Below are 15,412 nucleotides of genomic sequence, written 5' to 3'. Positions count from 1 at the left end.
TATTGATTCCCTCCTTTACTTTATAGTTCCATTTAGAAAGTTTGTAAGTCCAGAAAATGTCCACCATGGATAATTGTATTGTTCATTTTCTTCGGAGTAAATTTTATTTTTGTAACATATTCCTGTGGATGTTAAGCAGTAGATTCTCTCATTTATTAAATCATTATTTTGCCAATCAATGAGAGTATCGGACATATTATCAATAAAGATAATAAGAGTACTATTATTATGTATTTTTAATAAACCATTAAAAATTTCATTATTTATATGGTTGTCACCAAAACTATATCCACAAACAAATAACTTGCTCTGATTACTATTAATGTCGCTTCTAAAAGCTTGAAAAATTGTTGCGAACGGATCTTTTTGTGTCTCTACGTACTTAGTAGCTTGAGGATATATTAGGACTCTCGACTTATCAGATGTATATTTAGTACCATATCTTGTTCTAATAAGTCCGTACTCTTCATCTTGAAACCAGTCTATTGATCCATGTAATTTATAAACCGGGTAGGCTAACTCTTTTCTTTCAGAATACTCTTTCGGGTTCCAAAATCCCATGGCACCACCTGAAAATCCATCTACAACTTTCTTTCGTTTCAAAATCAATGCGTCCTCAAGTAATGTATCGTAATTAGTTGTATAAAACTTTATGTTTCTCCGTTTTTCAACACCAAGATGATTTTTCAACAATCCTTCTATGAACTCCAAATGGTATTCAATAGAAACAAGAGGTTCCGTTGCTGTTCCATAGATTATTTCATCATCCTTCTTGTTATATCCATATCTAATGGTATCTGTTAGCTTCACTAAAATTTCTCTATATAAATCTTCGAGGTTTTCTTTGGTATAGGTTGTCTCAGAAATCTTTATTTCTTTTTTCCTAGTTCTATCAATCAATGACAATAAATCACCAATATGACTTAAAATGTGTTCAACATGGCAATCTTTTTCTAATGATTCTTTTATTTTTTCAAGTAGTCTTTTGTTGTCTTGGTCCATTCTCATTTCTACTAAATCAGTTAATGGAGACATTAAAGGTATCCCTGCATCATAACTAATTCCTGCCCCAAATAACCAACTTTGTTTGTCAGAATCGATGTGGTTCATAACATTTTCTATATGTTCGTTAAAAATTTGATTATCCTGTATTTGTTCTAACTCTCTCACTCTTTTACCTCCTTACACAATCGGAAATTGATTTCTATATCTTTTTTAAATTTAATAAACAACAACAAATTATTTATTTCATTATACATGTAATTTTTATTTTTCTAAATGCTCAATTAAATTGCGCAAGCTTACGTCGAGAAGTAGGTTTTACATCTTAAATTGTCAAATTAAGTGCAACACAGTTTTATAAAAGATTTCATAAGGTGTTTTCCAATTCAAACATTTTTTCGGACGTGTATTTAATTTCGTTGCCCAACCTTGTATCTCTTCATCAGTTGCATCTGTCAAATCAACACCTTTCGGTGAGTACTCTCTAAGGAGTCCATTCGTATTCTCATTAGATCCTCTTTGCCGAGGGGCATGAGGATCTGGAAAATAAATTTGCGTATTATTTAATTCCTCAGTCAATCGGGCGTGTTGACTAAATTCTTTACCACGGTCAGGTGTAATGGTTTTACAAAACTTAGAATCAATACCTTGTAGTAATTTAATCATTTAGATATAAAAAAAAACACTCAATAAACAAGTGAGCGAATCTTAATGGGTACAATTTTATTAAATTTATTGTTCAGTTTTTCTTTCTAATTTATGAACATTATCTATTTTTATGATATAAAACAATGGCCATTTTGCCATCATTCTTCAAGTGGAAGTAACCATGTAATAAGAAAGCAAAGTCAGCTTTTGATTTTGGCGGTAATACACCATAAGAAGCGAAACGTGGGTCATCTAAGAAACCTTTAGCTGCTGACCATTTTGCTGAATAAGGTGGGTTCATCAGAACGGCATCAAAGTTTGTAGGCTCATCTTGTGGCCAGTCCGCATCTAACGTGTCCCCATTACGCAAAATTTGGTTCTCAGGGTCTACATTATGTAGGAACATATTCATACGAGCTAGGTTATATGTTGACGTATTTAATTCTTGACCAAAATAACGAATTGTTGACGCTTCATTTGAATATTTAGACGCATTTAACAGTAATGAACCTGAACCCATTGTGGGGTCATAGACGGTTAAACCTTTCTTATCTTCTTTATTTGCCAAAGCGATTCGGGTCATAAGTGTGGACACCTGAGATGGCGTGTAGAACTCCCCGGCTTTCTTACCTGAGTCTTCCGCAAACTGTCCGATAAGGTATTCATAGGCATCTCCTAGTGCGTCCCCGTCATAATTAGCCAAGTTTAAATTGTCTAAAGCTTTCATAACTTGAGAAATAGTATCGTTTTGTTTTTGTGGTGTAGCACCTAATTTTTTAGAATTTAAATCAATATCTTCGAATAAATCTTCAAACACGTTTGACGATTGTTCAATATCACGTAAACCTTGTTGTAAATGTTCACGTTGGAATGTATGGTTATTGATTTCTTCCATCAAAGCAGAGAATGTTAATTCTGGTTTAATTCGATAAGACATTTCATAAACCAATGCAGATTGGAACTCTTCACTAAATTCATCATCCGCGTAAGCTTCACGGTACATATCTAAAGCTTCATCTAAATTTTCTGTCTTTTCATCTAACATTTCAGATGAATGCACTAGCATCGTATCTGATAAATATTTGTAGAAAATCAATCCAAGTAAATAGTTCTTATACTCACTAGCGTCCATTTTTGAACGTAATACATCTGCCGAAGTCCATAATGCTTGATATAGTTCTGTTGCTGTTCCCTTAGTCATGTGTAATCCTCCAAATATAATTTAATGTCATCACTTTTATTGTTTAAAATACATAATTAAATACTATGTATCTATCATAACAAATGAGTGAATGTTTATAGCGCCGATTTGTAAATGTTTCCCAGCCTCTTGGCATTTTTATTGGCTTCTCTTATTTCAACTTATTTGTGATAATTAATTCGACCAAGAAACTACACAATCTCTGAATTGTTACTCTATTAACTAACTAGAATCTATATTAGATTGTTAAATCAGTCAAGTCCAGACTCCTGTGTAAAATGCTATACAATGTTTTTACCATTTTTACTTATCAAAATTGATGTATTTTCTTGAAGAATAAATCCATTCATCATGCAGGTCCATAAGAACGGCTCCAATTAAGCGATTGGCTGATGTTTGATTGGGGAAGATGCGAATAATCTTTTCTCTTCTGCGTACTTCTTGATTCAGTCGTTCAATTAGATTGGTACTCTTTAGTCGATTGTGGGAATTTCCTTGTACGGTATATTGAAAGGCGTCTTCGAATCCATCATCCAATGATGCGCAAGCTTTTGAATATTTTGGTTGATCGATATAATCATGAATCAATCGATTTTTAGCCTCACGCGCTAAGTTAATATCTGTGAACTTAAAAATTCCTTTAACAGCTTCTCTGAAAGATTTTGAATTTTTTTTAGGAATGGTGGTAAAGATATTTCTTAGGAAGTGAACTTGGCATCTTTGCCAACTTACGTTGGTGAAGGATTTTCTAATGGCAGAGACTAATCCTTTGTGCGCATCAGAAATAACGAGTTCCGTACCTTGTAAACCGCGTTCTTTTAGGTATTCAAAAAATGTTGTCCAGGTCTCTTCGCTTTCGCCACTTTGAATCATGAAGCCGATAATTTCACGGTCGCCATCTTTGGTTATTCCAATCGCTATATGACAGCTTTTTGAGAGTACTCGATTTTCTTCTCGTACTTTTATATAGAGTACATCGGTCATTAAGTAAGGATAATTTTTTTCTGATAATAAACGATTCTGCCACTCGTTAACCATAGGTTCTAGCTGTTCTGTTAAGCTAGAAACGAAGGACTTAGAGACGGATTTACCACAAAGTTCTTCCACAATTTTTGATACTTTACGAGTTGAAACGCCTGATACATACATTTCCAACATTGAAGCCATGAGGGCTTTTTCGTTTCGTTGATAACGTTCAAACACTGTGGGTAAAAAATGACCATCACGTGTTCTGGGTACTTTTAATTCTAGCGTGCCTACACGTGTCGTAAAGCTGCGCTCATAATAGCCATTTCGTTGACTTTGTCGGTTTTCTGTTCGTTCATATTCTTTTGCTTGAATATATTCTGTTCGTTGATTTTCCATTAGTTGATTAAATACCGTTGTTAAAATATTTTTAGAAACGTCATCCTTTACAGAATATTCAATAATGCTTTGAATCTCTTCGCTTTTCAGTGTAAAATGTACTTGGGTCATGTAAAAGTCCTCCTGGGTATGTTTTTGTCGTTAAAAACATTGTACCGTAAAAGGACTGTTATATGGCCTTTTTACTTTTACACAATTATACGGACTTTATCGTTAAATCAGAAAAAAACTCTATTTTTTCTCTGTGATTTCAGTATCAAAAATAATAAGTTATGAAACCGATAAATTAAGTAAAAAAAGCCAATTAAGTGTAAATTGTAATTTTATTTTGCATTAAATTTAAGGGGTGCTTTGCACTAATAAATCGAGTAGGAGACTAGCCATTAATTGGCTAGTCTCCTACTCGATTTAAAATAGTCCTTTTTTCAATATATAAATACTTTAACTGCCATAAGCATACCCTTTTTCCAGTTCGTCTTTACTTGTAGTTATTTCTATTGTGATATGATCCTTTACACCCGATGTGTGGGCAAGCTCTGCAATTTCTTCTTTGATTTCCCTAGTCTTGTTTATATCGGAAGAGTCTATAAGAACCGTAACGATAAGGGCATTTTCTTCTCCGTCCAGTGACCAAATGTGAAAATGAGAGAGGTCCTTTACAGCAGGAATATTGTTAATGGAGTTCGCCAGGTTCTCTACGTTTACATTTTCCGGCGAACCGTTCAATAAAATTTTCATTGTACTGAAAAATTCAGGTACAGTTTTATAGAGGATATAGAGTGCTATCAAAATCGATAAGATTGGATCCAATCGATAAGCCTCGGTAAAGTTCATTACGATACTCACAACCAAGACCCCAATCCACCCTAATACATCTTCTAGCATATGGAGGTTCAACATACCCTCATTTTTGGATGTGCCTTTGCTTAAAATCCAAGCCGCATATCCATTCAATGCAATAGCTACGAGAGAAAGCCAGAACATGCCACTGTAATTAACCGGTTGCGGATCAATCAAACGTGGGATACTTCGGTAAATCATAAAAAATGAGCCGCCGATCAGTACTACTCCAGTTATCAACGCCCCTAATAATGAAAAGCGGTTATAACCAAAAGTGAACTGTTCATCTTGCTGCTTTTCTGAGTACCCCTGGAAAAACCAAGCGAATCCAATAGAAATGGAATCTCCTAAATCATGAACGGCGTCGGACATAATTGACACACTATTGAAAAGAGCCCCAAAGAAAAATTCAATCATGGAAAAAATAAAGTTGGTGAAAAAAGCAATTTTAATATTCTTATTCGGTTGATTTTGGTGCGAGTGATTTTCTTGTTTCTCTGACTTTGAAATTTTAAAAACCTCCATTTAGTTTTATACCTTATTAGCTTTTATTGTTCTTGTTCATTGATATGAGTTAAGACTTGTTCGAGAATACTGAAAACATGAAGATCATCAAGACTGTAAACCATGCTTTTCCCTTCTCTTCTTGCTTTCACTAAACGTGAATCTTTCAATATTTTTAGTTGGTGTGAAATCGCGGACTGTTCCATATCCAATGCAAGCACAATGTTTCCAACACTGAGTTCTTTTTTCTGTAAGAGAAAGAGAATCGACAAGCGTGTAGGGTCACTAATCACTTTGAATAATTTGCTCATTGATTGAATCTTCTCTTTATTGATTGGCGAAGATGTTGATGTATCCATATGCTCTTATTCCTCTCATATGATTTTCCGTTCATATATATAATACCACATGGGTAAAACGATGCAAGTTTTTAGTTTATAGACTAAATTAAGACTTTTGTATTCATAATAGTAGTCCATTTGAACAAGAAGCATCTTGTCTTGACAAAGCTCATACAGTGAGTTATTATGATTTCATAAACATATGAATGAAACTTCATATGCAAATAATAATCATTCCGATTTACAAATAAAAGGAGATGGAGACTGGATAAGCCCAAACCATATGAATCCTTGCCTTACTTAAGCAAACAAACGAGCTCAGAATTTGCAAGGCACAAAAAAAGTCAACAAAAATCAAAGAAATTTAATAAGAAAGGTGATAGAAATGGAAACTACCAAAGAGCAACATTCACAGGAAAAAGAGAAACATAACCACGACCATGATCACAATCACGGGAAGATGCCTATTATTCTATACTTTATTGGTTTGGCATTGGCAATTGTTGCATTGTTCTTAAGTGGAGAATATCAATTAATTAAAAACATCATGTTCTCACTCGCCACAATTAGTGCGGGCTATCATGTCATTGTTCTGGAAGGTCTTGGAGAGACAATTGAGAATACAAAAGCAAATAATAAGTTTACGCCTAATTCTCATATTTTAATGGGATTAGCGGCTATAGGAGCTTCAGCGATAGGGAATTTTTGGGAAGGAACGTTGTTGATTCTCATTTTTTCAGGCGCACATTTCCTGGAAGATTACGCTGAAGGAAGAAGTAAACGAGAAATCACGAAATTACTCGAAATGAATCCAACGACTGCTCGGTTAATTTTGCCTGATGGGAATACAAAGATTGTTGATGTCAGTGAATTAAAAGTGGGAGATCAACTTCAAGTATTGAATGGCGATCAAGTCCCCATTGATGGCGTCATTTTGTCAGGCTCTACGTCCATTGATGAGTCGTCTATTAATGGAGAAAGTATCCCAAAAGAGAAGTCCAAAGGAGACTACGTTTTCGGAAGTACAATCAATGGAACAGGTACTTTCACAATGGAAGTCACTAAAGAAAATAAAGATACAGTATTTTCAAAAATTTTACAGTTAGTAAACCAGAACCAAGACAACCAAACAAAAGCTGCGAGTATAATCCAAAAATTTGAACCGAAATACGTTACAGTTGTTTTAATTGCCATTCCGTTATTCATGTTATTGGCTCCTTTTCTCCTAGACTGGACATGGTCACAAAGTATCTATAGAGGATTGGTCCTTTTAGTGGCAGCTTCACCCTGTGCTTTAGCAGCAGCTACTGTATCGGTAACTTTATCGACGACTTCTAACTTGGCCAAAAAAGGCGTCCTTTCAAAAGGTAGTTCTTACCTGTCTCAATTAGCCGATACTCAAGCCATTGCATTTGATAAGACCGGAACTTTGACCAAAGGAAAACCTGAAGTAACCAATTATTATTTTGCTGATTCCGTGAACGAAGAAAATATGATTGATATCGTGGTAGCTCTTGAAAAAGAATCCAATCACCCCTTAGCAGATGCCATTCTAAGAAAGTTTGAACAAAAAAATCAACTGACTATTGAAGTAGAAAATCAGATTGGTAAAGGGTTGACAGGAGATTACAACGGCAAAAATTATCGGATCGGAAAACCAACTTCATTTGACGAGGTTGCAAATGAATATATTCGTTTAAATAATGAGTGGGCATCAGAAGGTAAGACAGTCGTATATGTAGCAGAAGATGAGAATGTCATTGGACTTATAGCTCTCATGGACGTTCCAAGTGAACATGCAAAAGAAACTATTAAATACTTTAAAGAACAAGGCATACACACCACTCTAATCACTGGCGACTCAGAAATGACAGGAAAAGCAGTTGCTGAACAATTAGGAATAGATGAAGTAATCGCGAATGTCATGCCAGAAGATAAATCTCGAATTATAGACGAGCAAAAAGAGAAATACGGCGTAACAGCAATGGTGGGTGATGGTGTAAATGATGCCCCAGCCCTTGTGAATGCAAATGTAGGGATTGCCATGGGAGACGGAACCGATGTAGCAGTAGAGGTGTCTGATTTAGTTTTAATGCAGAATGACTTATCTAAATTGGTTAAAGCTCATGGAATTTCTTCTAAAATGAATCGTGTCATATGGCAAAACATCCTTTTTTCAATGGCAGTCGTAGCCTTTTTAGTTGTAGTGAGTTTATTAGGTCTAACAGATATAGCAATCAGTGTCACTATTCATGAAGGAAGTACGTTGGTCGTTATTCTGAATGGACTTCGTTTATTAAAATCTAATTAATTCGGTTCTTTTACAAATAGTGTTGGTAAATAATTTTAAAGCACACGAATACGTTTTTTAGTTTTTAATAATAATTAAGAAATCAATAAAGTTAAATGCCATGCACGCTGTGATGTGTTTGGCTTTTTTCTTGCCTTTAGGCAAGGGAAGTGACCAATGGGATAACATTTCTAACAAATGGTGTTTTGTCCTTCAGTGTACGTTCCTTAAAAGCCGTGGCACCAGCGAGAGCCAAGGTCTCTCTGCTTTGAAATCGAGCCTTAGTCTCGATTTCATGCTTGTTCACGGCTAAGGACGTACACTTTCAGTCCTCTTTATTCAAAAATATACCACTATCCCTGGGTTAGCTTGCCATCCCATCAAATGTATAAGGTTTAGGATTGGATGGTTTGTAATTTAATTTGAATTGGACTAAAATTCTTGCACGTAAATGATGGAAGTTCGAATATCCAAAACCTGTTCGTTTAATTAATTTAATTTTATTATTAATACCTTCGGTAGGACCATTTGATACAGTATATTTTAAAGCGTTATGTATATAAGGCAAGAATTTGGCTAATGTTCTGATAGTTCTTCTCGTACGACTTGGCAAAGTTTGGTTCTTAGTCCCACGTAGGATTTCATTGAAAATATTGATATCATGAGTTGAAATGGCATATTTTAGTTCATTCATCAGGGTATAAGTAACTAAAAGTTCGTGTGAGATACTCAAAAGATAATCAACAATACGTTGTTCTGATATCGCTTCACCAAATTGACGAACATAATGTGTATCCGTGAAATTTAAATCTTCAGCGTTCTTTAACAACAATTTCCATTGTTTTTTGAGTTTATTGTAGTCCGATGGACGGCTTGTTTTGATAGCATTCATCACTTTAATACGAATAGAATTGATTGTTTCATTCAACAGCTTTACTATATGGAATCGATCAATGACAATCTTCGCATTAGGGAAACATGTGCGGATGACCTCTAGATAAGGTGTATATAAATCAATCGAAACTGTCTTCACGCTGCTTCGAGCAGTCCAGGTAAAAGAAGAAAAGTAATCGATGAGCGACGCTTGTTTTCTATCAACGACAATATCAATTAGCCTTCTATTATGCGTGTCCACAAGGACAGCACTCATCGCATTGGCTACACGATTAGTCGATTTAAACTCATCTACACCGAGGTGATTCGGGAGATAATTTCCCTTAGGTGATAGTCCCATACTTGCTTTCATTAAAGTTCTGGCCACTGTTGGAGAAGAGACATGATAACGTTTAGCGATTAACCGCATAGATTGCGTTTCAACCAATTCGGAGCTAATTTGACTTTTAATGGTTTTAGAAATACAGCAAAATTTTTCAACTAATGGTGTTTCAGCGATAAAAGTTTGTGCACAATGTTTACAATAAAAGCGTTGCTTCTGTAATTTAAGTAAAACAGGATTAGTAGCTGTGTTCGGTAATCGAATGATAGCTGGTTTAAAGCCATGTTTGATGATATCTCGATTACCAGTATTCTTTACACCACAGTGCATACAAGCCTTAGGCTTGTACGTAAGAACCCCATGTAAAACGAAATGATTTATTTCATGATACTTTTCAAGTGGCAACAGATGCATAGATTTTGGTATTGTAATATCAATATTATTGTCGTAAATACCGCAAAGTTGTTTTATAATAGATGTATGGGACATGATTTTTCCTTCTTTCTGTATTCGTAGTGGTTTACACGCATTAAGGATATCATGTCCTTTTTGCGTACACAAAAATAGTGTCAATGAGATTCAATATGAATTCTCACCAACACTATTTATTATAGAACCATTAATTCTATCAAAACCCATAAATCTAGGGTATAGTAATAACTGTCTGAAGTTAATATGCCTTTAACGTTCTAAAAACGTTAGAGGCATATTTTTTATAAATTACTTTGTCTCAAAAACAATCGATTATGAGACTGTTTTGAGAAGCGACTCTTTCTTCTCTAAAAGCGCTCTTTTTTAGTCTCAAAAGTTGTATCAATATCTATGTATCTTTAACAACCCTTTGTGATACAATGAGGGTAACAAAGGGGGTTAGAACTGTGAGCGGATATATCTACGGATACGCGCGCGTCAGCACGCAACACCAGGATCTGAATCGGCAGCTAGACTTGCTAGCGAAACAAAATTGCAACGAAATCTTGACGGAGAAAATGACAGGGACGAAGAGCAATCGTCCTGAGTTGAACCGTCTAAAGGATAAATTGCGACCTGGGGACACGGTGGTGGTGGAGAGCTTCTTCCGCTTGGGACGAAGCACCAAGGATCTGATTGACCTGGTCACCTACTTCGAGGAGCAGGACGTGAAGCTGGTCAGCCTGAAGGAGAACTTCGATACAACCACCCCGCAGGGGAGGCTCATGATGACCGTTTTCCAGGCCTTCAGCCAATTCGAGCGTGATTTGATTGTGGAGCGGACGAAAGAGGGGCTCCAGAGTGCCCGTGCCCGAGGTCGGATAGGCGGAAGACCACGTGTGAACAAACGTGATATTGAACGAGCCGTGAAACTGTATGAGAGCAAAGCGTATAGTGGCAAAGAGATTACAGAAATGACTGGTATCAGTAAAGCTACTCTCTATCGATATATAAAGAGTAAGAAAAAATAACGCATTTTGAGCCAATTTCATATTTAAAAGTGAGTCACTTATTCACGTTACTGAGCTAAAAAGTATTTTTACCCATATCTTTCGTTAAGATTTATATTGCAACCTATAGTTAGGGGTACCGCCAACATTTCGGAAATTTTGTACGTTAAGGGAATTTCAACCTAAAAAAGTCGAATTCCTGTACGCTAAGGAACCGACTTTTTTAGATTGGCTTTCTCAATTATAGCCACCGGATAGTTTGAGTATATTTTCTTCACATAGTTAAGCTACTATAAATAAGAGCTTACCCTGCACAACAAGATAATTTCGAAACATCCTTATCAAAGGTAAGAGCAGCTAATTTTAATCCTTCTGCCATTGTTAAATATGGTGCAAGGCTGTCTTTTAAATCCTCGACTGTTAATCCAAACTTAACGGCTAATGTCGCCGCATATATCACATCTCCTGCATTTTCAGATACGATATGAACCCCTAGTAATTTTGAAGTTTTTGCATCGGCAACAAGCTTAAAAACGCCTGTTGTTTCACGATTTACTATTGCTCTTGGAACTGCATCTAAAGGCAATACAGATTTTTTTACTTCATAGCCTTTTTCTTTTGCTTGTTCTTCTGTTAAACCAACCGTTGCAATCGAAGGATTTGTAAAAATTACGCCAGGAACAACGGATAAATCTAATTTTTTATTTAATCCGCCAATCGCATTATCGGCAACAATTCCACCTTCATATGCTGCTACATAAACGAATTGAGGTCCTAATGTTACATCGCCTGCAGCATAAATCTTTTCATTACTTGTCCTAGCGTAGTCATTTATCAGGATTTCTTTTCGTTTTCCAACTTCAACCCCTGCGGCACTTAATTTCAAAGCATCTGTATTTGGTTTTCTTCCTGTTGCAACAAGTAACTGCTCTGATTCCACCACTTTTTTCTTACCATCTACTGTTACATGAACCTTTTTGATTTGCCCCTCTTGTTCTACACGCTCAAAAGTTGCCCCTTTTACAAGGTTAATACCTTGTTCAATTAACGCTTTTTCTACGGCTTCTGAAATTTCTTGATCATATTCTTTTAAAAGTCGCTCACTTCTTTGCATAAGCGTGACTTCTGAACCTAAATTATGAAACAATTGCCCAAGTTCCATTCCGATATATCCTGAACCAATAACCGTTAATCGTTTTGGTACCGTTTTTAATTCAAGTAATGTTGTACTTGTTAGATAATCCACTTTTTCAAGTCCTGAAATCGGCGGTAAGGAAGGAGAAACGCCCGTTGCAATTAAGAAACGCTTTGCAGAAAGTTTCTTCCCGTTAACTTCAACTGTATTTTCATCAACAAATATTGCTTCACCTTCAATTAACTCAAAGCCATATTCATCAATTAAATTGACATATTTTTGATTCCGAAGTTCGCTTACTAACTCTTCTTTATGCTTTACTAAAGGAGCTAATTCCACTTTTCCAGCAGATGTTTGTAAACCTATAAATGGGTTGACTTTTGCCAAATGATTGATTTCCCCAGCTCTAAGAAGTGTTTTTGATGGCACACAACCAATATTTACACATGTTCCCCCAACGGTTCCACGCTCAATCATAGCTACTTTTGCCCCATATTCAACCGATTTAATCGCAGCCGAAAAAGCAGCCCCGCCAGAACCAATGATAAGTAAGTCATAGTCTCCCTCATCACCTAAAACTATTTTTTCTTCAGATTGTACTTCTTCTATTTCTCCAGGCTGGTATTTTGCTTCATCAATTGCCTTTTTTGCACTTTCCACCCCAATATCATCGGGTAATTCAAATACTGCTTCACCACGACAAAAACTAGCTTCAATGTTCTTAGCTCCCACATTTTCAAGTGCTACGGCTACATGTTCTTCACAACCTGTACAAGTCATTCCTTGAATATTTATCTTAAATTTATTCATTACCTCAACCTCCTGTTTTATCTTAAATTTTCCTATTTCCTTATTTCATACCCTAAATCAGTAATTATTTCTTCAATTTCTTCTAAACTAGTTTTCGATTTATCAAATGTAAGTTGGGTTTCTCCTGATCCTTCAACTTCTATATCTTGAATACCCTCTAAATTAGAAACGGCGGAACTCACCGTAAAAGCGCAAGATACTCAAGTAAAACCATCTATTTTAAACGAAACAGATTCTAAGTTTTCTGATGGAACCTCACTTGTTTTTGAACCTTCTTCAACTGCTTTTTGACCACACCCAGAAAGGACAACAACCAATCCAAATATAATGAATAGATATATTAAATATTTCATCATGCCTTATATCCCCTGACTGAACAATGTATAGATAAGCATTACCCCAGAAACGATTGTACTAACCCATAACAACTTCTTCGTTTTCTTTGAACTATTTTTTTGTTTCCATACAAGTAAATGAGCAAAAGAAAGCATAATAACAGTGATAACAATAAACCAAATTCGATATGGCGCAAACGTAACGGCAAGTGTTCCAGCTAAACCACTTAGACCAAGTGGTATTAAGATCGCTAAGCCAATTCAACAAAGACTTGCTAAAAAAGCTGAAAACATCGAAGCAATTGCAACAACTCTTTCTTTCATTTTTTACATCTTCTTATTTTTATATGATTTTTCATATTTAGAATAAGCATAAAAAGTTAAACCAAGAAAAACAGCTAAAATAGGAATCAGAACAAAATCTAAATAGCCTGTTATTGCACCTAATCCAAGCGTACCTAATAAAATAACTAAAATAGGCGTAGCCCAACATAACAAAACCAAAAATGTACCTATAAGCCCTGCAATAAAGGTCTTTTTATGTTTCATTTCAAAATTCCTTTCATTCTTCCTCAATTAGGGTTTCAATTATCGGACAAGCATGTAAACTTTTTTCATCTGGACATCGTTGTTTTAAGTCGTCTAACATAGTTTCAATTCGTTTTAAATCCTCTATTTGTTTTTGAACTTCCTTTTGTTTTTTAGAAACAAATTCGAACATATCTTGACAACGAACTTCATCTTTATCTACAACACCAAATAATTTATAAATCTCGTTTAAAGAAAATCCAAGTCTCTGTATTCGTTTAATAAACCCAACACGCTTAACGTCATCATATGAATATATCCGATAACCAGCTTTCGTTCGGGAAGGTTCTTGTAATAAATTTTTTTGTTCGTAATATCTAATCGTCTCTTTATTTACCCCACATTTTTCTGCAAATGCAGTAATACGATAACTCACATAGTTCACCCCTAAATAATAATAAACCGCGTACCATAGTACGCGGTCAAGTATAATACATTTTTCTTCTTCAAGTGTCTTGCTTGTACTTTAAGGGAGCCTATCAACTCCACTTGGTTATTATTGTGATCTACTCAAACATTATAGTCAAATGACCATTTGATTGTATTTGTTATTCCTTTAAATAGTGACATAAATGAACCCGTCGGGAAAATAAGCTTTGTAAATCTGCATTTTCCTGACAGGATTACAGCTAACGAGGCCGGTTCCTTTCAATGAAGAGGGAAATTTTTTATAATAACTATTGCCCTGTACCATGATACAGGGTGCATAATATAAATGAGGAGGGAATGAAATGAAAGGTTTGACTAGAGGTCAAGTAGCAAAAGCAACGAATATGAATATCGAAACCATTCGATACTATGAAAGGCGTGGTTTGATTTCAGATCCTCCTCGAAATAATGTTGGATACAGAATGTATCCTCAAGAAGTGATTCAGGACATTGAATTAATCAAACGGGCTCAGGATCTAGGGTTTATGTTGGAAGAAATTAAAGATCTCTTAGCAGCATCTAAAGGGGACAAGGAATTTCATTCACAAGAAATGCTCGGATTTGCATCAGGGAAAATTAAAGAAATGGAAAAAAAGATTCGTGATTTAAACGAAATGAAATTATTGAAATTAAAAGCTGTTATTCGTCAAAAAAGATATAATTACAAACCGCATACACCTAATCATGTGGCAGAAAACATCTTAAATAGAGCATTCCAAGAAGAATACAAGCCAATGGAAGTGCTACTTACAGATGTAACAGAATTACCTTACGGTAATAATTCAAAAGCATATCTAAGCGGTATTTTAGATTACGGTGTCCAAAAAATAATAGCGTTCAAACTCTCACACCACAATAACAATGCCTTAGCTCGAGATACGTTTTCACAAATTGAAAATCAACTTATCCCGAATAAAACATTGATCCACAGGGATCGTGGATTTCAATATACTTCTCATTTTTTTAGAGAATATATTTCTAGAAACGATGTAATACATAGCATGTCCAGAGTGGGTAAATGTATAGATAACGGTCCGATGGAAAGCTTCTGGGGTATTCTGAAATCAGAAATGCCACAATTAGAAGCATACGATACGTTTGAAGAGTTAAATGATGCACTTCAATCTTATATTGAATTTTATAATATGGAGCGAGTTCCACTTAGCATGGGATTACGTATTCCAGCATAAAAAACCATGTATATTAAAATTGATGCATGGCTTAAATATTTTATTTATTTACCTGTCTACTTGACAGGGAGCAGTTCACACCAATGACAATCGCGTT

The 15,412-nt window shown here is 35.4% G+C and carries 12 protein-coding genes and 3 pseudogenes; 3 read left to right on the top strand and 12 right to left on the bottom strand.

Going from position 1 to position 15,412, the window contains the following annotated elements; translation table 11 throughout:
* Window positions 1-15: 15 nt before the first annotated feature.
* From AWM76_RS00750 to AWM76_RS00725, 6 genes and pseudogenes are all read right to left on the bottom strand, one after another.
* Window positions 16-1,170, bottom strand: a complete 1,155-nt coding sequence (locus tag AWM76_RS00750) for an SIR2 family protein (protein ID WP_003140916.1) — start codon at window positions 1,168-1,170, stop codon at window positions 16-18.
* Window positions 1,171-1,335: 165 nt separating this feature from the next.
* Window positions 1,336-1,668 (bottom strand): annotated as a pseudogene (locus AWM76_RS00745) (IS30 family transposase); the annotation flags it as partial.
* A gap of 112 nt (window positions 1,669-1,780) precedes the next feature.
* Window positions 1,781-2,851 (bottom strand): annotated as a pseudogene (locus AWM76_RS00740) (N-6 DNA methylase); the annotation flags it as partial.
* Window positions 2,852-3,154: 303 nt separating this feature from the next.
* Window positions 3,155-4,327 (bottom strand): IS256 family transposase, encoded by a 1,173-nt coding sequence (locus AWM76_RS00735; RefSeq protein ID WP_003143749.1) that lies wholly within the window; start codon window positions 4,325-4,327, stop codon window positions 3,155-3,157.
* A gap of 330 nt (window positions 4,328-4,657) precedes the next feature.
* The gene (locus AWM76_RS00730; protein ID WP_060779298.1) at window positions 4,658-5,581 is read right to left on the bottom strand and encodes a cation diffusion facilitator family transporter; all 924 of its coding nucleotides are present in this window, start codon (window positions 5,579-5,581) and stop codon (window positions 4,658-4,660) included.
* Between the two features lie 23 nt (window positions 5,582-5,604).
* Window positions 5,605-5,919, bottom strand: coding sequence for an ArsR/SmtB family transcription factor (locus AWM76_RS00725; protein ID WP_003143894.1), 315 nt, complete (start codon window positions 5,917-5,919; stop codon window positions 5,605-5,607).
* A 367-nt stretch (window positions 5,920-6,286) separates the two neighbouring features.
* Between AWM76_RS00725 and AWM76_RS00720 the strand changes: the two genes are divergently transcribed.
* The gene (locus AWM76_RS00720; protein ID WP_060779297.1) at window positions 6,287-8,212 is read left to right on the top strand and encodes a heavy metal translocating P-type ATPase; all 1,926 of its coding nucleotides are present in this window, start codon (window positions 6,287-6,289) and stop codon (window positions 8,210-8,212) included.
* A 343-nt stretch (window positions 8,213-8,555) separates the two neighbouring features.
* On the opposite strand, the gene AWM76_RS00715 is transcribed toward AWM76_RS00720, so the two are convergent.
* Complete coding sequence (locus tag AWM76_RS00715) at window positions 8,556-9,896, bottom strand: ISL3 family transposase (RefSeq protein ID WP_060779296.1); 1,341 nt, start codon at window positions 9,894-9,896, stop codon at window positions 8,556-8,558.
* Window positions 9,897-10,285: 389 nt separating this feature from the next.
* Here AWM76_RS00715 and AWM76_RS00710 point away from each other — a divergent pair, with 389 nt between their 5' ends.
* Entirely contained in the window at window positions 10,286-10,849 is a 564-nt protein-coding gene (locus AWM76_RS00710; protein ID WP_039936039.1) for a recombinase family protein, read from the top strand.
* A gap of 283 nt (window positions 10,850-11,132) precedes the next feature.
* On the opposite strand, the gene merA is transcribed toward AWM76_RS00710, so the two are convergent.
* The 5 genes and pseudogenes from merA to merR form a co-directional block, all read right to left on the bottom strand.
* Window positions 11,133-12,773, bottom strand: coding sequence for a mercury(II) reductase (merA, locus tag AWM76_RS00705; RefSeq protein WP_003143766.1), 1,641 nt, complete (start codon window positions 12,771-12,773; stop codon window positions 11,133-11,135).
* Window positions 12,774-12,805: 32 nt separating this feature from the next.
* Window positions 12,806-12,958: pseudogene (locus AWM76_RS11135) on the bottom strand (heavy-metal-associated domain-containing protein); the annotation flags it as partial.
* A gap of 15 nt (window positions 12,959-12,973) precedes the next feature.
* The gene (locus AWM76_RS10855; protein WP_002360746.1) at window positions 12,974-13,129 is read right to left on the bottom strand and encodes a lipoprotein; all 156 of its coding nucleotides are present in this window, start codon (window positions 13,127-13,129) and stop codon (window positions 12,974-12,976) included.
* A 306-nt stretch (window positions 13,130-13,435) separates the two neighbouring features.
* Window positions 13,436-13,657, bottom strand: coding sequence for a mercury resistance system transport protein MerF (gene merF, locus AWM76_RS00700; protein ID WP_039936041.1), 222 nt, complete (start codon window positions 13,655-13,657; stop codon window positions 13,436-13,438).
* A 13-nt stretch (window positions 13,658-13,670) separates the two neighbouring features.
* Window positions 13,671-14,072, bottom strand: a complete 402-nt coding sequence (gene merR / locus AWM76_RS00695; protein WP_003143773.1) for an Hg(II)-responsive transcriptional regulator — start codon at window positions 14,070-14,072, stop codon at window positions 13,671-13,673.
* A gap of 355 nt (window positions 14,073-14,427) precedes the next feature.
* Here merR and AWM76_RS10295 point away from each other — a divergent pair, with 355 nt between their 5' ends.
* Complete coding sequence (locus AWM76_RS10295; protein WP_082702790.1) at window positions 14,428-15,315, top strand: IS3 family transposase; 888 nt, start codon at window positions 14,428-14,430, stop codon at window positions 15,313-15,315.
* Window positions 15,316-15,412: the final 97 nt, after the last annotated feature.

Origin of the sequence: Aerococcus viridans (assembly GCF_001543285.1) — a bacterium.
Lineage (GTDB): Bacteria > Bacillota > Bacilli > Lactobacillales > Aerococcaceae > Aerococcus > Aerococcus viridans.
This window is presented reverse-complemented; position numbering and strand designations above follow the sequence as displayed.

Bases quoted from the DNA above. Each gene is read 5' to 3' on its own strand.
- AWM76_RS00735 (WP_003143749.1), bottom strand. From the start codon at position 4,327: ATGACCCAAGTACATTTTACACTGAAAAGCGAAGAGATTCAAAGCATT.
- AWM76_RS00730 (WP_060779298.1), bottom strand. From the start codon at position 5,581: ATGGAGGTTTTTAAAATTTCAAAGTCAGAGAAACAAGAAAATCACTCG.
- AWM76_RS00725 (WP_003143894.1), bottom strand. From the start codon at position 5,919: ATGGATACATCAACATCTTCGCCAATCAATAAAGAGAAGATTCAATCA.
- AWM76_RS00720 (WP_060779297.1), top strand. From the start codon at position 6,287: ATGGAAACTACCAAAGAGCAACATTCACAGGAAAAAGAGAAACATAAC.
- AWM76_RS00715 (WP_060779296.1), bottom strand. From the start codon at position 9,896: ATGTCCCATACATCTATTATAAAACAACTTTGCGGTATTTACGACAAT.
- merA (WP_003143766.1), bottom strand. From the start codon at position 12,773: ATGAATAAATTTAAGATAAATATTCAAGGAATGACTTGTACAGGTTGT.
- AWM76_RS10855 (WP_002360746.1), bottom strand. From the start codon at position 13,129: ATGATGAAATATTTAATATATCTATTCATTATATTTGGATTGGTTGTT.
- merF (WP_039936041.1), bottom strand. From the start codon at position 13,657: ATGAAACATAAAAAGACCTTTATTGCAGGGCTTATAGGTACATTTTTG.
- AWM76_RS10295 (WP_082702790.1), top strand. From the start codon at position 14,428: ATGAAAGGTTTGACTAGAGGTCAAGTAGCAAAAGCAACGAATATGAAT.